This is a genomic window from Pyxidicoccus sp. M15, from assembly GCF_056858435.1.
This window is the reverse complement of the sequence record NZ_CM166495.1, coordinates 6,766,453-6,787,228: the sequence shown is the minus strand read 5'-3', so window position 1 is coordinate 6,787,228 and position 20,776 is coordinate 6,766,453. Positions and strand designations below refer to the sequence as shown.

Below are 20,776 nucleotides of genomic sequence, written 5' to 3'. Positions count from 1 at the left end.
CACATGGGTAACGAGACGGAGAAGAAGCCCACGCTCACGCGCGAGGAGAAGCTTGCCCTCCTCGCGAAGCGGCTGGAGAAGAAGCCGCGTCCGGCCCTGCCGCTGACGTTCTCCCAGCAGCGCATGTGGTTCCTGGAGCAGCTCTCGCCAGGGCTCCCGGCCTACAACCTGCCCATGGTGGTGGAGCTGTCCGGCCGCCTGGACGTACCGGCCCTGGAGAAGAGCTTCCAGGAGGTGGCGCGGCGCCACGAGTCGCTCCGCACGCGCTTCGGAGAGGTCTCCGGGACGCCGGTGCAGCTTGTCGAAGCACAGGTCCGCCTCCCCTTCACCGTGGAGGACGCCCCCGAGGACGGGAGCGAGGCCGCGGTGCGTCGGCGCATCCAGCGCGAGATGGAGGTGCCGTTCGACCTGGCGAAGGGGCCGCTCGCGCGCGTGGTGCTGCTGCGGATGACGCCGGAGCGGCACGTGGTGCTGGTGGTGCTGCACCACATCATCTCCGACGGCTGGTCCATGGGTGTGCTCACCCACGAGGTGGTGGCGCTCTATGGCTCCTTCGTGGCGGGGCGGCCCTCACCGCTGCCGGAGCTGACGCTCCAGTACGCGGACTACGCGGCGTGGCAGCGCGGCAAGCTGCGAGGCGAGTCACTGGACGCGCACGTCGAGTTCTGGCGCAAGCGCCTGGAGGGCGCGCCGCACGAGCTGGAGCTGCCCACGGACCGTCCCCGGCGGACAGCGACAGGACGCGCGGAGCAGCGCAAGGCGATGCTGCCCGTGCGCCTCGCGGAGCGGCTGGAGTCCTTCGCGCGAGGTGAGGGCGCCACGCTCTTCATGGCGGTGCTCGCGGGCCTCCAGGCGCTGCTGTCCCGGTACAGCGGGCAGCAGGACCTGCTCATCGGTGCGCCCTACGCCAACCGCGAGCGCAAGGAGACGGAGGGCCTGATTGGTCTCTTCTTCGAGCCGCTGGTCCTGCGAGGCGACCTGTCCGGACGCCCGGGGTTCCGGGAGCTGGTCCGCCGTGCCCGCGCGGGCACGGTGGAGGCCTTCGCGCACCCGCACGTCCCGTTCGAGCCGCTGCTGAAGGCCTTGAACGTGGAGCGCGACCTGACGCGGGCCCCGATGTTCCAGGTGCTCTTCGGCCAGCTCGACGCGCTTCCCCAGGTCCGCGAAGTCCCCGGGCTGCGCGTGCGGGTGCTGGACGCGGACGTGACGAGCACGGAGCTGGACCTCACGCTGATGATGGCGAGAGGGCCCGAGGGCATCGCGTTCGCGGCCACCTACAACGCGGACCTGTACGACGCGGCCACCATCGAAGGGCTGCTGGGCCACCTGGAGGTCTTGCTCGACGCGGCCGTGGAGTCTCCGGACCGCGCGGTGGAAGCGCTGCCGCTGTTGAAGGCGGAGGAGCGGCGCCGGCTGCTGGTGGAGTGGAACGGGGCGCACGAGGAGCTGCCCCCGGACACGAGCATCCACGCGTTGTTCGAGGCGCAGGTCGCGAGGACGCCGGACGCTCCGGCCCTCATGGCGGGCAGCGCGTCCGTCACGTACCGCGAGCTGGATGCGCGGGCGAGCGCGCTTGCGCATGAGCTCCGCCGGCTGGGCGTGGGCCTGGAGACGCGGGTCGCCGTGTGCGTGGAGCGCTCGGTGGAATTGATGGCGTCGCTGCTCGGCGTGCTGAAGGCGGGCGGTGCGTACGTGCCGCTCGACCCGGAGTACCCGGCGGAGCGACTGGCCTTCATGCTGGAGGACAGCGAGGCGCGCGTGGTGGTGGCTCGCGGCACCTTCCGCGAGAAGCTGGGGGAGGCCCCCGGACGCGTCTGGGTGGAGGTGGACGCGCCGCGGGGCGTGGAGGATGGGCCCGTCACGGCGGTCACGGTTCCTCCCGAGGCCGCGGCGTACGTGCTCTACACGTCGGGCTCCACGGGGCAGCCGAAGGGCGTGGTGGTGCAGCACCGCTCGCTGGTGAACTTCACTCGCGCGGCCTGGCGGGCCTTCCCGGTGGAGCCGGGAGACCGCGTGCTCCAGTTCGCCTCCATCAGCTGGGACACCAGCGCGGAGGAAATCTATCCGTGCCTCACGCGCGGCGGCACGCTGGTGCTGCGCACGCCGGAGATGCTCGACGTCCCGGACGCCTTCCTCGCGAGGGTGGCCGCGTCGGGCGTGACGCAGCTCAACCTGCCCACGGCCTTCTGGCACGAAGTCACGGCGAGCCTGGACGCGGGAAGGGCGCGGCTCCCCGAGGGCCTCAAGTGGGTGGTCATCGGCGGTGAGCGCGCCGTGCCCGAGCGCGTGGCGCAGTGGCGCCGTCGCGTGGGCGGCGCGGTGCCGCTGCTCAACACCTACGGCCTCACCGAGGTGACGGCGGTGGCGACGTCGGTGGACCTGGCGCGGCAGTCCGGGCCGGAGGAGTCCGGGCGCGAGGTCGCCATCGGCCGGCCGCTGACGAACGTGCGGGTGTACGCCCTGGATGGTGAGCTGGAGCCGGTGCCTCCAGGCGTCGCGGGCGAGCTGTACATCGGAGGCGAGGGCCTGGCACGTGGCTACCTGGGCCGCACGGAGCTGACGGCGGAGCGCTTCGTGCCCGACCCCTTCGGGAACGGCGCGCGGCTGTACCGCACGGGCGACAAGGCGCGCTGGAGGCGGGACGGGACGCTGGAGTACCTGGGGCGAGGGGACGCGCAGGTCAAGATTCGCGGTCACCGCATCGAGCCGGGCGAGGTGGAGGCGGCGCTGCTCGGACAACCGGGCGTGAGCGAGGCGCTGGTGGCGGTGCGCGAGGACACCCCGGGCGACAAGCGACTGGTGGCGTACGTGGTGCCCCAGGAGGGCACGGCGCTGGAGGGAAGCGAGGTCCGAGCCGGCCTGGAGCAACGGCTCCCGCGCTTCCTGGTGCCGCAGGCGGTGGTGGTGCTGGAGCGGCTGCCGCTGCTCCCGAACGGCAAGGTGGACCGCAAGGCGCTGCCCGCGCCGGAGGCGGTGAGGGAATCCAGGCGTCAGGAGTACGTGGCGCCGCGCTCGCCGGTGGAGCAGATGCTGGCGGGCTTCTGGGCGGAGGTGCTGCGCCTGGAGTCGGTGGGCCTGCACGACAACTTCTTCGAGGTCGGCGGCCACTCGCTGCTGGCGATGCAGCTCGTCGCGCGCGTGCGCGAGGCCTTCCGCGTGGAGCTGCCGCTGCGTGACGTCTTCGAGTCGCCCACGGTGGCGGCCCTGGCCGAGCGCGTGGCGCGAGCCGTGGCCGTCGCGGGCGTTCCGGCGCCGCCGCTGAAGCGGACGGCTCGGGATGGCACTGCGCCGCTGTCCTTCGCGCAGCAGCGGCTGTGGTTCCTCTCGCAATTGGACCCGGCGAACACGTCGTACAACCTGTGGGCCCCGGTGCGAATGACGGGCGTCCTGGACGTGGGCGCGCTGGAGCGGAGCTTCGCGGAGCTGGTGCGCCGGCACGAGTCCCTGCGCACGACGTTCCGTGCCGAGGCCGGCTCGCCCGTGCAGGTCATCGCCCCCGAAGGCCACGTTCCGCTGGAGGTCGTGGACCTGGGCGCGCTGCCAGAAGCCGCGCGCGAGGCCGCGGCCAAGGCGCGGGCCGAGGAGGAGGTGCGTCGCCCGTTCGACGTCGAGCGCGGGCCGCTGCTGCGGACGACGCTGCTGAAGCTGACCGGGCAGGAGCACGTGCTGGTGCTGGTGATGCACCACATCGTGTCGGACTACTGGTCCATGGGCGTGCTGGTGCGCGAGGTGGCGGCACTCTACGAGGCCCTCTCCCACGGCCAGCCGTCGCCCCTGCCGGAGCTTCCGGTGCAGTACCCGGACTACGCCGTCTGGCAGCGTGAGTGGCTCAAGGGGGAGGTGCTGGAGACGCAGCTCGCGTACTGGCGCCGACAGCTCACCGGGGCTTCGCACGCGCTGGAGTTGCCCACGGACCGTCCGCGCCCGGCGACGCAGACGTTCCGGGGTGCGAACCGTCACGTGTTGTGGCCGAAGGCGCTGTGGCGCGACGTGGAGTCGCTCGGCCGGCGCGAGGGCGCGACGCCGTTCATGGTGCTGCTGGCGGCATTCCAGACGGTGCTGTCGCGCTACTCGGGGCAGGACGACGTGAGCGTGGGGGCGCCCATCGCGGGCCGCTCGCACTCGGAGACGGAGGGGCTGATTGGCTTCTTCGTCAACACGCTGGTCCTGCGCTCCCGGCTGCAGCCGGGCCAGAGCTTCCGCGAGCTCCTCGCGCAGGTGCGTGAGGTGACGCTGGGCGCGTATGCGCACCAGGACGTGTCCTTCGAGAAGCTGGTGGAGGAGCTGCAGCCCGAGCGCGACCTGAGCCGCAGTCCGCTCTTCCAGGTGACGCTGACGCTGCAGAACACCCCCGCGTCCGAGGTCCGGCTCCAGGGACTCACTCTCAAGGGGATGGAGGCGGAGGAGAAGACGTCGAAGTTCGACCTGTCGCTGGTGGTGGAAGAGGTCGAGGCCGGCGTCGTGGCGCTGGTCAACTACAACAGCGACCTGTTCGACGTCGCGACGATGGAGCGGCTGCTCGGACACCTGAGGGTGCTGCTGGAGTCGGCGGTGGCCCGGCCGGAGCAGCGGCTGTGGGAACTGCCGCTGATGGACGTCGTGGAGCAGCGTCGGGTGGCGGGCGAGTGGAGCGGCCGCACGGTGGAGTACCCCCGTGAGAGGTCGCTGCCGGAGCTGTTCGAAGCGCAGGTGCAGAGGACGCCCGACGCGGTGGCGGTGGAGTACGAAGGTCAGCGCCTGACGTACGCGGAGCTGAACCGCTGGGCCAACCAGCTGGCGCACCACCTGAGGGGAATGGGAGTGGGGCCCGAGGTGAGGGTGGGCCTGTGCGTGGAGCGCTCGCTGGAGCTGGTGGTGAGCGTGCTGGGCATCCTGAAGGCTGGTGGCGTGTACGTGCCGCTGGACGCGAGCTATCCGCTGGAGCGCCTGTCGTGGATGAAGCGAGAGGCGGGAGTGGCGCTGCTGGTGGCGCAAGAGAAGCTGGCGGATGAAATCGCGGAGGGGAGCGAGCCGGTCTTCTGCGTGGACACGCAGTGGGAAGTCCTGCTGCGCCAGCCGGAAGGCAACGTTGCGACGAGGGTGGGAGGGGAGAACCTGGCGTACGTGATGTTCACGTCGGGGAGCACGGGCCGTCCGAAGGGAGTGGGAGTGCCGCACCGGGCGGTATCGCGGCTGGTGCTGGGGACGGACTTCGCACGCTTCGGGCCGGAAGAGGTGTGGCTGCAACTGGCGCCCATCTCCTTCGACGCATCGACGCTGGAGCTCTGGGGAGCGCTGCTGCACGGGGCGAAGCTGGTGGTGTATCCGGCGGGAGCGCCTTCGCTGGAGGAGCTCGGTCGCGCACTTGGAGAGTCCGGCATTACGTCACTGTGGCTGACGGCGGCGCTCTTCGAGCAGATGCAGGCGAGGCAGCCGGAAGCCCTGGCCGGAGTGAAGCAGGTGCTGGCCGGTGGCGACGTGCTGCCGGTGGGCCGAGTCCGAGAGCGACTGACGTCCGGAAACATCCTCATCAACGGGTATGGACCGACGGAGAACACGACGTTCTCCGCGTGCCACCGGATGGAGGGGGCGGAGGAGCTGGGCGCCTCGGTGCCCATCGGCCGTCCCATCACCAACACGTCGACGTACGTGCTGGACGGAGCGATGCAGCCGGTGCCGGTGGGGGTGCCAGGCGAGCTGTACGTGGGAGGAGAGGGCCTTGCGGTGGGGTACGTGGGCCGGCCGGAGCTGACGGCGGAGCGCTTCGTACCCAGTCCCTTCGGGCAGGGAGCCCGGCTGTACCGGACGGGCGACGTGGTGCGCTGGCGAGGGGACGGGACGCTGGAGTTCCTGGGCCGGCGCGATGCGCAGGTGAAGGTGCGGGGCTTCCGCATCGAGCTGGGAGAGGTGGAGACGGCGCTGGCGCAGCACTCGGGCGTCAACGAGGTCGTCGTCATCGCGAGGGAGGACGGCGCCGAGGGCAAGCGGCTGGTGGCATACGTGACGGCGAAGGAGGGAGTGGCCCTCGACGCGGCCACCCTGCGCACGCACGTGAAGCAGCGGCTGCCGGAGTACATGGTGCCGTCGGCGTACGTGGTGCTGGACGCGCTGCCGCTGACGCCCAACGGCAAGGTGGACCGCAAGGCCCTGCCGACACCGGACGTCCAGGCTCCGAAGCCGGAGACGTTCGAGGCTCCGCGCACGGAGGCCGAGCAGAAGCTGGCCATCATCTTCGCGGAGGTGCTGAACGTCGAGCAGGTCGGCTTGCACGGAGACTTCTTCGAGCTGGGCGGGCACTCGCTGCTGGCGACGCAACTCGTCTCCCGGGTGCGCGAGGCGTTCCTGGTCGAGCTGCCCCTGCGCGACGTCTTCGAATCTCCCACGGTGGAGAAGCTCGCCCGTCGCATGAAGGAAACGCAGGGCGGAGCCGTGGAGCCCCAGGCCCCCCAGATGAAGCGGATGGCGCGCACGGGCGCGCTGCCCCTGTCCTTCGCGCAGCAGCGGCTGTGGTTCCTGGACCAGCTGGAGCCGGGCAGCCCCTTCTACAACATTCCCCTGGCGGTACGGCTCGCGGGCTCGCTGGAGGTGGACGCCCTGGAGCGCAGCCTCCGTGAGCTGGTGCGTCGGCACGAGGTGCTGCGCACGACGTTCCGAACCGAGGGCGGATCGCCCGTGCAGGTCGTCTCCCAGCAGGCCGTGCTCCCGTTCGCGGTCATCGACCTTTCCGCGCTGCCCCCGGAGCGAAGCGAGGCCGAGGTCCACCGGCTGGTCCGCGAGGAGGCACTGCGCCCGTTCGACCTCTCCAGCGGTCCATTGCTGCGGGCCCGTCTGCTGAAGCGCTCCGAGCAGGAGCACGTCCTGCTGGCGAACATGCACCACATCGTCTCGGACGGGTGGTCCCTGGGCGTCGTCATCCGTGAGTTCACCGCGCTCTACGAAGCCTTCCGCGACGGACGGCCCTCGCCGCTGCCCGAGCTCGAGGTGCAGTACGCCGACTTCGCCGCGTGGCAGCGCTCCTGGCTGGAGAGCGGCGCGCTCCAGCGGCAGCTCGACTGGTGGCGGCGGCAGCTCGACGGAGCGCCCCCGGTGCTCGCGCTTCCCACCGACAGACCCCTGCCCGCGGTGCAGACCTTCCGCGGCGCCAATGTCCTCGTCCGCCTGCCCGGAGGTCTCTCGCAGGCGGTGAAGGCCCTGTCCCAGCGGGAAGGGGCCACGCCGTTCATGGTGCTGCTGGCGGCCTTCCAGACGCTGCTGGCGCGCTACTCGGGGCAGGACGACCTCGTCGTCGGCACGCCGGTGGCAGGCCGCAACCGCGCGGAGACCGAGGGCCTCATCGGCTTCTTCGTCAACACGCTGGCGCTGCGGGCACGCCCGTCCGGAGGGGCGTCCTTCCGGGCCCTGCTGGGACAGGTCCGGGACGCGTCCCTGGGCGCCTATGCGCACCAGGACGTTCCCTTCGAGCGACTGGTGGAGGACCTGCAGCCCACGCGCAGCCTGGGCCACTCGCCGCTGTTCCAGGTGATGTTCTCTCTGCAGAACACACCCATTCCGCAGAAGCGGCTGCGGGGACTCACGCTGACCCTGCTGGAGGCGGAGCTCGGCGCGGCGAAGTTCTTCCTCACCCTGGCCCTGGAGGACCTGCCTGACGGCATCTCCGGCCTGTTCGAGTACAACTCCGACCTGTTCGACGCGGCCACCATCGAGCGCATGGCGTCGCACTGGCTCACACTGCTGGAGGCGGCCGTCGCCGCGCCGGAGCAGCGCCTGGCCGACCTGCCGCTGCTCTCGTCCCGTGAGCGGCACCGGCTCCTGGTGGAGTGGAACGACACCGCGGCGGACTACCCGCGCGACACCCCGGTCCACGTGCAGCTCGCGGCGCGCGCGGCGCGGATGCCCGAGGCCGTGGCGCTTCGCTGGGACGCCGGGCAGCTCACGTATGCCGGACTGATGGAGCAGGTGCGGGCCCTGGCCTCGCGGCTGCGGCGGCTCGGTGTGGGGCCCGAGGTGCGCGTGGGCCTGTGCGCCTGGCGCTCGCCCGAGGTGGTGGTGGGGCTCCTCGCCATCCTCGATGCGGGTGGCGCCTGGGTGCCGCTGGAGCCGGACGCTCCGCGTGAGCGCCTCGCGCGGATGTTGGAGGATGCGCGGCCGGCGGTGATTCTCACCCAGCGGGCCCTGCGCGACGCACTGCCCCCGAGCGCCGCTCCGGTGGTGCTCCTCGATGAGGACGCGCCTGCTCCGGAGGCCGCGGTGGCTGGCGCACCGGCGCCGGTCGTCCTGGCGGACCATGCCGCCTACGTCCTCTTCACCTCCGGTTCCACGGGCCGCCCCAAGGGCGTGCTCGTGTCCCACCGCGCGCTGGCGCGGCACACGGCGTGGTTCATCTCCGCGCTGGCGCTGGGGGCGGAGGACCGGGTGTTGCAGAAGGCCTCGCTGGGCTTCGACGCCTCCGTGCCGGAGCTGCTGGCCACGCTGGTGGCCGGTGCGCAGGTGGTGCTCGCGCCCGCCGAGGCGAACAGCGACTCGGGCGTCCTGCTGGAGGCGCTGGAGCGCCTGCGGGTGACGGTGCTCCAGCTCGTGCCGTCGCAGCTCCGGGTCCTGCTGGACGAGGCGCACCTGGAGCGCGCCGCGGGGTTGCGCGTGCTGGTGTCAGGAGGCGAAGCGCTGCCCGTGGACCTGGTCCGTCGGGTGAATGAGCGGCTGCCGTCCACCTGGCTCATCAACGCCTATGGCCCCACCGAGACCACCGTCGATGCGACAGCGTGGCTCGGGGGCTCACCGGGCGTGGGCCCCTCCGCGCCCATCGGCCGCCCCATCGCCAACACGCAGGCGTACGTGCTGGACGCGGACGGGCAGCCCGTCCCGGAGGGCGTACCCGGTGAGCTGTTCATCGGAGGCGACGGTCTGGCGCGCGGCTATCTGGGCCGGCCGGAGCTGACGGCCGAGCGCTTCGTGCCGGACGGCTTCGGCGGCGTGCAGGGCGCGCGGCTGTACCGCACGGGAGACCGCGTGCGCTGGCGCGCGGGAGGCAACCTGGAGTTCCTGGGCCGCGTGGATGCCCAGGTGAAGGTGCGAGGCGTCCGCATCGAGCCGGCCGAGGTGGAGGCCGTGCTGGAGCAGCATCCCGAGGTTCGCGAGGCCATCGTCATCGCCCGGGAGGATGTCTCCGGCGGCGCGAGGCTGGTGGCGTACGTGGTGCTTCGGAGCGCCACGCCGCGCGAGGCCGCCATGACTGGCGGAGCTTCGGCGACGGCGGACCTGCGGACCTGGCTCGCCGGGCACCTGCCGCCGGCGATGGTGCCGTCAGCCTGCGTGGTGCTGGAGTCCCTCCCGCTGCTCCCGAACGGGAAGGTGGACCGCAAGGCGCTGCCTTCGCCCGACGCGGAGGTCTCGGAGCGCCAGTACGTCGCGCCGCGCACTCCCACGGAGGAGCTGCTGGCCGGCTTCTTCAGCCGCGTGCTGGGAGTCGAGCGGGTCGGCATCCATGATGGCTTCTTCGAGCTGGGCGGGCACTCGCTGCTGGCCACGCAGCTCGTCTCGCGGGTGCGGTCGACGTTCCGGGTGGAGCTGGCCCTGCGCGAGCTGTTCGAGGCGCCCACGGTGGCGGAGCTGGCCCGTCGTGTGGACCAGGCGCAGCGGCAGGGGCAGCACGCCCCGTTGCCTCGGCTGAAGGCGCTGCCCCGCACGCGCGAGCTGCCGCTGTCCTTCTCTCAGCAGCGGCTGTGGTTCCTCGATCAGCTGCAGCCGGGGAGCGCGTTCTACAACGTGCCGGCCGTGGTCCGCCTGTCCGGACCGCTGGACGCCCGCGCGCTGGAGTGGAGCTTCGGGGAGCTGGTGCGCCGGCACGAGGTGCTGCGCACGACGTTCCGCGTGGAGGACGGCACGCCGGTGCAGGTCATCTCGCCGGAGCCGACGGTTGCCTTCCTGGCAGTGGACCTGGAGGCACTGCCGGAAGCGGACCGCGACTCGGAGACCACGCGGTGGATTGAAGAGGAGGCGCAGCGCCCCTTCGACCTGACCCGGGGGCCGTTGTTGAGGGCGACGCTCCTGCGCCTGGACGCGCGCACGCACGTGCTGGTGCTGGTGATGCACCACATCGTCTCGGACGAGTGGTCCATGAACATCCTCGTGCGCGAGGTCGCCGAGCTCTACGAGGCGCTCGCCCACGAGCAGCGCCCGTCACTGCCGGAGCTGCCTCTGCAGTACGGGGATTACGCCCTGTGGCAACAGAACTGGCTGCGGGGGGAGGTGCTGGACGAGCAGCTCGCGTACTGGCGGACGCAGCTCGCGGGGGCGCCCCAGGCACTGGAGCTGCCCACGGACAAGCCTCGTCCGGTGATGCGGACGTTCCGGGGGGCGATGCTGGGCACGCTGTGGCCCGAGGCCCTCTGGGGCGCGGTGAAGTCGCTGGCGCAGAAGGAAGGCGCGACGCCGTTCATGGTGCTGCTGGCGGCGTTCCAGACGGTGCTGTCACGCTACTCGGGACAGGACGACGTGAGCGTGGGCGCGCCCATCGCGGGCCGCACACGCGAGGAGACCGAGCGCCTCATCGGCTTCTTCGTCAACACGCTGGTGCTTCGCACGAAGCTCGGGGGCAACCCCACCTTCCGGCAGGTGCTCGCGCAGGTGCGCGAGGTGACGCTGGGCGCGTATGCGCATCAGGACGTGCCCTTCGAGAAGCTGGTGGAGGAGCTCAAGCCCGAGCGCGACTTGAGCCGCAGCCCGCTCTTCCAGGTGACGCTGACGCTGCAGAACACGCCAACGAAGGAGTTCCGGCTGCGGGAGCTGACGCTCCAGGGGCTGGACGCGCAGGAGAAGACGTCGAAGTTCGACCTGTCGCTCCTGGTCGAAGAGGCACCGCAGGGGTTGGCGGTGGCGATCAACTACAACAGCGACCTGTTCGAAGCCGCGACGATGGAGCGGCTGCTCGGGCACCTGAAGGTGCTGCTGGAGTCGGCGGTGGCCCGGCCGGAGCAGCGGCTGTGGGAACTGCCGCTGATGGACGCCGGGGAGCAGCGTCGGGTGGCGGGCGAGTGGAGCGGCCGCACGGTGGAGTACCCCCGTGAGAGGTCGCTGCCGGAGTTGTTCGAAGCGCAGGTGCAGAGGACGCCCGACGCGGTGGCGGTGGAGTACGAAGGTCAGCGCCTGACGTACGCGGAGCTGAACCGCTGGGCCAACCAGCTGGCGCACCACCTGAGGGGAATGGGAGTGGGGCCCGAGGTGAGGGTGGGCCTGTGCGTGGAGCGCTCGCTGGAGCTGGTGGTGAGCGTGCTGGGCATCCTGAAGGCGGGTGGAGTGTACGTGCCGCTGGACGCGAGCTACCCGCTGGAGCGCCTGTCGTGGATGAAGCGAGAGGCGGGAGTGGCGCTGCTGGTGGCGCAAGAGAAGCTGGCGGATGAAATCGCGGAGGGGAGCGAGCCAGTCTTCTGCGTGGACACGCAGTGGGAAGTCCTGCTGCGCCAGCCGGAAGGCAACGTTGCGACGAAGGTGGGAGGGGAGAACCTGGCGTACGTGATGTTCACGTCGGGGAGCACGGGCCGTCCGAAGGGAGTGGGAGTGCCGCACCGGGCGGTATCGCGGCTGGTGCTGGGGACGGACTTCGCACGCTTCGGGCCGGAGGAGGTGTGGCTGCAACTGGCGCCCATCTCCTTCGACGCATCGACGCTGGAGCTCTGGGGAGCGCTGCTACACGGGGCGAAGCTGGTGGTGTACCCGGCGGGAGCGCCTTCGCTGGAGGAGCTGGGCCGCACGCTGAGCGCAGCGGGCATCACATCGCTGTGGCTGACGGCGGCGCTCTTCGAGCAGATGCAGGCGAGGCAGCCGGAGGCCCTGGCTTGCGTGAAGCAGTTGCTTGCCGGCGGCGATGTGCTGCCGGTGGGCCGAGTCCGAGAGCGACTGACGTCCGGAAACATCCTCATCAACGGGTATGGCCCGACGGAGAACACGACGTTCTCCGCATGTCACCGGATGGAGGGGGCGGAGGAGCTGGGCGCCTCGGTGCCCATCGGCCGTCCCATCACGAATACGTCGGCGTACGTGCTGGACGTGGCGATGCAGCCGGTGCCAGTGGGAGTGCCTGGCGAGCTGTATGTGGGAGGAGAGGGCCTTGCGGTGGGGTACGTGGGCCGCCCGGACCTGACGGCGGAGCGCTTCGTGCCCAATCCGTTCGGGACGGGAGAGCGGCTGTACCGCACCGGCGACGTGATGCGCTGGAGAGGGGACGGGACGCTGGAGTTCCTGGGCCGGCGAGACACGCAGGTGAAGGTGCGCGGCTTCCGCATCGAGCTGGGAGAGGTGGAGACGGCGCTGGCGCAGCACTCGGGAGTCAACGAGGTCGTCGTCATCGCGAGGGAGGACGGCACCGAGGGCAAGCGGCTGGTGGCGTACGTGACGGCGAATGAGGGCATGCATCTGGAGCCCTCCGTCCTGCGCACGCACGTGAAGCAGCGACTGCCGGAGTACATGGTGCCGTCGGCGTACGTGGTGCTGGACGCGCTGCCGCTGACGCCCAACGGCAAGGTGGACCGAAAGGCCCTGCCGGCACCGGACGTCCAGGCCCTGAGTTCGGAGACGTTCGAAGCGCCGCGCACGGAGGCCGAGCAGAAGCTGGCGGCCATCTTCGCGGAGGTGTTGAAGCTCGAGCAGGTCGGCCTGCACGGGGACTTCTTCGAGCTGGGCGGGCACTCGCTGCTTGCCACACAGCTCGTCTCCCGGGTGCGCGAGGCATTCCAGGTCGAACTGCCCCTGCGCGACGTCTTCGAATCTCCCACGGTGGAGAAGCTGGCCGGACGGTTGGAAGAGAGCGTCAGGGAGACGAGGGGAGTCCGCGCGCCCCAGTTGAAGCGTGAGCAGCGACGCGGGGCGCTGCCGCTCTCATTCGCGCAGCAGCGGCTGTGGTTCCTGGACCAGCTGGAGCCGGGCAGCGCCTTCTACAACGTGCCGTCGGTGGTGAAGCTGACGGGGGCTCTGGACCTCCAGGCGCTGGAGAAGAGCTTCCGCGCGCTGGTGCGCCGTCACGAGTCCCTGCGAACCACTTTTCGCGTGCAAGCCGGTGCACCCGTGCAGGTCATCTCGACGGAGCCGGCACTCGCCATCGTGCAGAAGGACTTGAGCCTGCTGCCGGAAGCGGAGCGGAGCACCGCGGCCCAGCGCTGGGTGGAAGAGGAAATCGAGCGCCCGTTCAACCTGGAGCAGGGCCCGCTGCTGAGGACGACGCTGCTGAAGGTGTCGGAGCAGGAGCACGTACTGGTGCTGGTGATGCACCACATCGTGTCGGACGGCTGGTCGATGGGCATCCTCGTGCGCGAGGTGGTGGCGCTGTACGACGCGTACGCTCGGGGCCAGGAGCCGGAGCTGCCTCCGTTGGAGTTGCAGTACGCGGACTACGCGGTGTGGCAACGCGAGTGGCTCAAGGGCGAGGTGTTGGAAGCCCAGCTGGGCTACTGGCGCAAGCAACTGCAAGGAGCGCCCAGGGCGCTGGAGCTGCCGACGGACAAGCCGCGTCCGGCGGTGCAGAGCTTCCGGGGCGACACGCGGTCCTTCGAGTGGCCCAGGGAACTCTGGGAGTCGGTGAAGGCCCTGGCCCAGAAGGAAGGGGCCACACCCTTCATGGTGCTGCTGGCGGCCTTCCAGACGGTGCTGGGGAGGTACTCGGGGCAGGACGACGTGAGCGTGGGCACGGCCATCGCCAACCGCACGCGCGCGGAGTCGGAGGGGCTGATTGGCTTCTTCGTCAACACGCTGGTGTTGAGAGCGAAGCTGGAGCCGGTGCAGAGCTTCCGCGAGCTGGTGGGGCAGGTGCGGGAGACGACGCTGGGCGCGTACGCGCACCAGGAGGTTCCGTTCGAGCGACTGGTGGAAGAGCTCCAGCCCGAGCGGGACATGAGCCGGGGCGCGCTCTTCCAGGTGATGTTCGTGCTGCAGAACGCGCCGGGCTCGGCGGTGAGCTTGCCGGGACTGACGCTCGAAGGGGTCAAGTCGTCCTCGGGCAAGACGTCGAAGTTCGACCTCACGTTGGACATGGGCGAAACGGAGAAGGGGCTCTCCGGCGGACTCGAGTTCAACAGTGACTTGTTCGAGCCGGAGACGATGGAGCGACTGCTCGGGCACCTGCGGGTGCTGCTGGAGTCGGCGGTGGCCCGGCCGGAGCAGCGGCTGATGGACCTGCCGCTGACGAGCAGGGAGGAGCGTCAGCGGCTCGTAGGCGAGTGGAGCGGCAAGGCCACGGAGTATCCGCGGGAGAAGTCCCTCGCGGAGCTGTTCGAAGCGCAGGTGCAGAGGACGCCCGGCGCGGTGGCGGTGGAGTACGAGCGTCAGCGGCTGACCTACAGCGAGCTGAACCAGCGAGGCAATCAGCTGGCGCACCACCTGAGGGCAATGGGAGTGGGGCCCGAGGTGAGGGTGGGCCTGTGCATGGAACGCTCGCTGGAGTTGGTGGTGAGCGTGCTGGGCATCCTGAAGGCCGGTGGCGTGTACGTGCCGCTCGATGTCAGCTACCCACAAGAGCGGCTGGCGTGGATGAAGCAGGAAGCTGGCGTGGCGCTGCTGCTGACACAGCAGCAGCTGTTGCCCTCCGTTCGCCAGACTGAAGATGAGCCGACGGTATGCGTGGACACGGATGGGGCCGCCATCGCGCGCCAGCCGGAGAGCAACCTGCCGGCGAGAGTGGGAGGAGAGAACCTCGCGTACGTGATGTTCACGTCCGGAAGTACGGGCCGCCCGAAGGGCGTGGGCGTGCCGCATCGAGCGGTGTCACGGCTGGTACTGGGGACGGACTACGCACGCTTCGGGCCGGAAGAGGTGTGGCTGCAGCTGGCGCCCATCTCCTTCGACGCATCGACGCTGGAACTCTGGGGAGCGCTGCTGCACGGGGCGAAGCTGGTGGTGTACCCGGCGGGAGCGCCGTCGCTGGAGGAACTCGGTCGCGCACTTGGAGAGTCCGGCATCACGTCACTGTGGCTGACGGCGGCACTCTTCGAGCAGATGCAGGCGAGGCAGCCGGAAGCCCTGGCCGGAGTGAAGCAGGTGCTGGCGGGTGGTGACGTGCTGCCCGTCGGACGGGTGAAGGAACGACTGGCTGCCGGTGGGGTCCTCATCAACGGCTACGGCCCGACAGAGAACACGACGTTCTCCACGTGCCACTGGATGGAGGGGGCGGAGGAGCTGGGCGCCTCGGTGCCCATCGGCCGCCCTATCACCAACACGTCGACGTACGTGCTGGACGTGGCGATGCAGCCAGTGCCGGTGGGAGTGCCGGGCGAGCTGTACGTGGGAGGAGAGGGCCTTGCGGTGGGGTACGTGGGGCGGCCGGAGCTGACGGCGGAGCGCTTCGTGCCCAGTCCCTTCGGGCAGGGGGCCCGGCTGTACCGGACGGGCGACGTGGTGCGCTGGAGAGGGGACGGGACGCTGGAGTTCCTGGGCCGGCGAGACACGCAGGTGAAGGTGCGCGGCTTCCGCATCGAGCTGGGAGAGGTGGAGACGGCGCTGGCGCAGCACTCGGGCGTCAACGAAGTCGTCGTCATCGCGAGGGAGGACGGCACCGAGGGCAAGCGGCTGGTGGCGTACGTGACGGCGAAGGAGGGTGCGGCCCTCGACGCGGCCACGCTGCGCACGCACGTGAAGCAGCGGCTGCCGGAGTACATGGTGCCGTCGGCGTACGTGGTGCTGGACGCGCTGCCGCTGACGCCCAATGGCAAGGTGGACCGCAAGGCCCTTCCTGATCCGAAGGCTGCATTCAGCCCGGCTGCTGCCGAATACGAGGCGCCACGCACTCCCGCTGAGGAGCTGCTCACGGGGCTCTTTGCCCAGGTGCTGGGAGTCGAGCGCGTCGGGACGAAGGACAACTTCTTCGAGCTGGGCGGGCACTCCCTGCTGGCCACGCAGGTCATCTCGCGGATCCGCGGTGCCTTCGGCATCGAGCTTCCGCTGCGTGCGCTCTTCGAGGCGCCCACGGTGGCGGCACTTGCCGAGCGGACGGAGCGGGCGGTACGCGCAGGCTCCGCGCTGGCGGTTCCTCCCCTGAGCCCGCGCGTGGATCGGAATGCGGCGCTTCCGCTGTCGTTCGCGCAGCAGCGGCTCTGGTTCCTGGACCGATTGGAGCCGGGCAGTGCCTTCTACAACGTGCCGACCGTGGTGCGTGCGGAGGGCGCGCTGGACGTGAGCGTGCTCCAGCGGAGCTTCGAGGAGCTCGTCCGCCGGCACGAATCCCTGCGCACGACGTTCGGCGCCCGGGATGGAAGGCCCGTTCAGCTCATCGCCTCGGAGCCGTTGCTCGACTTCGAGGTGAAGGACCTGGGCGCGGTGTCCGCGGAAGACCGCGAGGCGGAAGCCCTGCGGCTCGTGGAGCACGAGTCGCACAGGCCGTTCGACCTGGAGCACGGACCGCTGCTGCGGATGACGTTGCTGAAGCTGTCGGAGCAGGAGCACGTGTTGGTGCTGGTGATGCACCACATCGTCTCGGACGGCTGGTCGATGAACGTCCTCGTGCACGAGATTGCGGCGCTCTACGAAGCGTTCTCGGAGGGCCGCTCGTCCCCGCTGCCGGAGCTGGCGGTGCAGTACGCGGACTACGCGGTGTGGCAGCGCGAGTGGCTCAAGGGCGAGGTGCTGGAGGCGAAGCTCAGGTACTGGAGGCAGCAGCTCGAAGGGGCCAGCCGGGCCCTGGAGCTGCCCACGGACCGTCCGCGTCCTGCGGTGCAGACCTTCCGCGGGGGACACGTCGAGGTCCAGTGGCCGAAGCACCTGTGGGATGGCGCGAAGACCCTGGCCCAGCGCGAGGGAGCGACGCCGTTCATGGTGTTGCTGGCGGCGTTCCAGACGGTGCTGTCGCGCTACGCGGGACAGGAGGACGTGAGCGTGGGAGCGCCCATCGCGGGGCGCACGCAGGGGGAGACGGAAGGGCTGATTGGCTTCTTCGCCAACATGCTCGTGCTGCGCTCGAAGCTGTCACCCCACGAAAGCTTCCAGCAACTGCTGGGACAGGTGAGGGAGACGACGCTGGGCGCATACGCGCACCAGGAGGTGCCGTTCGAGAAGCTGGTGGAGGAACTCCAGCCGGAGAGAGACCTGAGCCGCAGTCCACTGTTCCAGGTGACGCTGACGCTGCAGAACACGCCGACGACGGAAGTGAAGCTGAAGCAGGGGCTGACGCTGTCGGGAGTGGAGTCGGAAGACAAGACGTCGAAGTTCGACCTGTCGCTGGTGGTGCAGGAGGTGGTGCAGGGAATCGCGGCGGGGGTGAACTACAACAGCGACCTCTTCGACGCGGCGACGATGGAGCGCCTGCTGCGTCACCTGCGGGTGCTGCTGGAGTCGGCGGTTTCAAGGCCAGAGCAGCGGCTGATGGACCTGCCGCTGATGGACGAGGCAGAGCGCCGTCAGCTGGTGGGCAGGTGGAGCGGGATGCCGGCGGAGTACCCGCGCGAGGCGTCGCTGGCGGAGTTGTTCGAAGCGCAGGTGCAGAGGACGCCAGACGCGGTGGCGGTGGAGTACGGGGACCAGCGGCTCACGTACACGGAGCTCGACCGGCGAGCCAATCAGCTGGCGCATCATCTGAGGGCCTTGGGCGTGGGACCCGAGGTACGGGTGGGGCTGTGCGTGGAGCGCTCGCTGGAGCTGATGGTGAGCGTGTTGGGCATCCTGAAGGCCGGTGGCGTGTACGTGCCGCTGGACGCGAGCTACCCGCTGGAGCGCCTGTCCTGGATGAAGCGAGAGGCGGGCGTCGCCGTCCTCGTCGCGCAGGAGAAGCTGGCGGATGAGATTGCCGAAGGCAGCGAGCTGCTGGTCTGCGTGGATACGGAGTGGTCCGTCATTGCTCGCCAGCCGGAGAGCAACCTGCCGGCGCGAGTGGGAGGAGAAAACCTCGCGTACGTGATGTTCACGTCGGGAAGCACGGGCCGTCCGAAGGGCGTAGGCGTGCCGCACCGGGCGGTGTCGCGACTGGTGCTGGGAACGGACTTCGCACGCTTCGGGCCGGAAGAGGTGTGGCTGCAGCTGGCGCCCATCTCCTTCGACGCATCGACGCTGGAGGTGTGGGGAGCGCTGCTGCACGGGGCGAAGCTGGTGGTGTACCCGGCGGGAGCGCCTTCACTGGAGGAACTGGGCCGCACGCTGGGCGAAGCGGGCATCACGTCGCTGTGGCTGACGGCGGCACTCTTCGAGCAGATGCAGGCGAGGCAGCCGGGAGCCCTGGCCGGAGTGAAGCAACTCTTGGCCGGAGGCGATGTGCTCCCGGTGGGCCGCGTCCGAGAGCGGCTGGCCTCAGGAAACATCCTCATCAACGGGTACGGCCCGACGGAGAACACGACGTTCTCCGCGTGCCACCGGATGGAGGGCGCGGAAGAGCTGGGCGCCTCGGTGCCCATCGGCCGCCCCATTACCAACACGTCGACGTACGTGCTGGACGTGGCGATGCAGCCAGTGCCGGTGGGAGTGCCGGGCGAGCTGTACGTGGGAGGAGAGGGCCTTGCGGTGGGGTACGTGGGGCGGCCGGAGCTGACGGCGGAGCGCTTCGTGCCCAGTCCCTTCGGGCAGGGGGCCCGGCTGTACCGGACGGGCGACGTGGTGCGCTGGAGAGGGGACGGGACGCTGGAGTTCCTGGGGCGGCGAGACACGCAGGTGAAGGTGCGCGGCTTCCGCATCGAGCTGGGGGAGGTGGAGACAGCGCTGGCGCAGCACTCGGGCGTCAATGAAGTCGTCGTCATCGCGAGGGAGGACGGCACCGAGGGCAAGCGGCTGGTGGCGTACGTGACGGCGAAGGAGGGTGCGGCCCTCGACGCGGCCACGCTGCGCACGCACGTGAAGCAGCGGCTGCCGGAGTACATGGTGCCGTCGGCGTACGTGGTGCTGGACGCGCTGCCGCTGACGCCCAACGGCAAGGTGGACCGCAAGGCCCTGCCCACGCCAGACGCCCCGAAGCAGGAAACGTTCGAAGCTCCGCGCACGGAGACCGAACAGAAGCTGGCGGCCATCTTCGCGGAGGTGCTCAACCTCGATCAGGTCGGCCTGCACGGGGACTTCTTCGAGCTGGGAGGGCACTCACTGCTCGCCACGCAGCTCGTCTCTAGGGTGCGCGAGACCTTCCAGGTCGAGCTGCCCCTGCGCGACGTCTTCGAAGCCTCCACGGTGGAGAAGCTGGCCGCGCGTCTGGGCACCGGGTTGTCCACCGGTGCCGGCCTCCAGTCGCCGCCACTGAAGCGCATTCCGCGCACCGGCCCCCTGCCGCTGTCGTTCGCGCAGCAGCGGCTGTGGTTCCTGGATCAGCTCGAGCCCGGGGGCAGCTCCTACAACATCCCCACGGCGGTGAAGCTGACCGGGACGCTGCACGTCGACGCCCTGGAGCGCGCCTTCGAGGAACTGGTGCGCCGTCACGAGTCGTTGCGCACGACCTTCCAGCAACACGGCGGCGCGCCCGTGCAGGTCATCTCCCCCGAGGCACACGTGCGCCTGGGGACCGAGGACCTCACCGGTGCACCCGCGGCCGAACGGGCAGCGGAAGCGGCGCGCATCTTCGCCCAGGAGGCCCAGCGCCCGTTCAACCTGGAGCGCGGGCCGTTGCTGCGGACGACGCTGCTGAAGCTGTCGGAGCAGGAGCACGTGCTGGTGCTGGTGATGCACCACATCGTGTCCGACGGCTGGTCGATGGACGTCCTCGTGCGCGAGGCGGGAGCGCTGTACGAGGCATGCTCGAAGGGCCTGCCGTCGCCGCTGCCAGAGCTGCCGCTCCAGTACGCGGACTACGCGGTGTGGCAGCGCGAGTGGTTGAAGGACGAGGTGCTGGACGCCCAGCTCGCGTACTGGAAGCACCAGCTCCAGGGCGCCCCCGCCGTGCTGGAGCTGCCCACGGACAAGCCCCGCCCCGCGGTGCAGACGTTCGCCGGCGAGGGCCGCGGCTTCCAGTGGCCACGCGAGCTGTGGGAGTCCGCGAAGGCGCTGGCGCACGGTGAAGGCGCAACGCCCTTCATGGTGTTCCTCGCCGCCTTCCAGACGGTCCTGTCGCGCTACTCGGGACAGGACGACGTGTGCGTGGGCTCGCCCATCGCCAACCGCACCCGGGCGGAGACGGAGGGCCTCATCGGCTTCTTCATCAATACGCTCGTGCTGCGCGCGAGGCTCGGCGGCAACCCCACCTTCCGGCAGCTCGTGGCGCAGGCGCGCGAGGTGACGCTCGGGGCCTATGCCCACCAGGACGTGCCGTTCGAGAAGCTGGTGGAGGAGCTCAAGCCCGAGCGGCACCTGAACCGGAGCCCGCTGTTCCAGGTGATGTTCATCCTCCAGAACACTCCGACGACGGAGCTGCGGCTGTCGGGGCTGACGCTGGCGGGCATGGACACGGACGCCCGAACGTCGAAGTTCGACCTGACGCTGGAGCTGACCGAGCAGCCGCAGGGGCTCTCCGTCGCCGTCGCGTACAACCGCGACCTCTTCCATCAAGACACGGTGGACCGGCTGGTGGGGCACCTGCGCGTGCTGCTGGAGGCGGCCGTCCGCGCTCCGGATACGCGGCTGGCGGACCTGCCGCTGATGGTCAGCGTGGAGCGGCGGCAGCTCCTCGTGGAGTGGAACGACACCCGCGCCCCCTTGCCGCCCGTCACCGTGCAGGCGCTCTTCGAGGCCCAGGCGGCAAGGACTCCGGACGCCGAGGCCGTCGTCGCCGAGGACTCGCGCCTGACGTACCGGGAGCTGAACCAGCGCGCGAACCACCTGGCGCACCACCTGCGCGAGCTGGGCGTGGGCCCCGACGTGCCGGTGGGCCTGTACCTGGACCGCTCCGCGAGTGCCCTGGTGGGCCTGTGGGGCATCC

1 protein-coding gene (cut by a window edge) is annotated in these 20,776 nt (G+C 70.3%); it reads left to right on the top strand.

Annotation, left to right across the window (positions count from 1 at the left end):
- Positions 1-3: 3 nt before the first annotated feature.
- A protein-coding gene (locus ACX9TP_RS25150) for a non-ribosomal peptide synthase/polyketide synthase (RefSeq protein WP_482973151.1) crosses the window boundary here: on the top strand, positions 4-20,776 show its 5' portion. Its footprint extends 18,215 nt past the window's final position; 20,773 of the gene's 38,988 nt are visible here — the first part of the coding sequence; its start codon is at positions 4-6; the stop codon falls past the right edge of the window.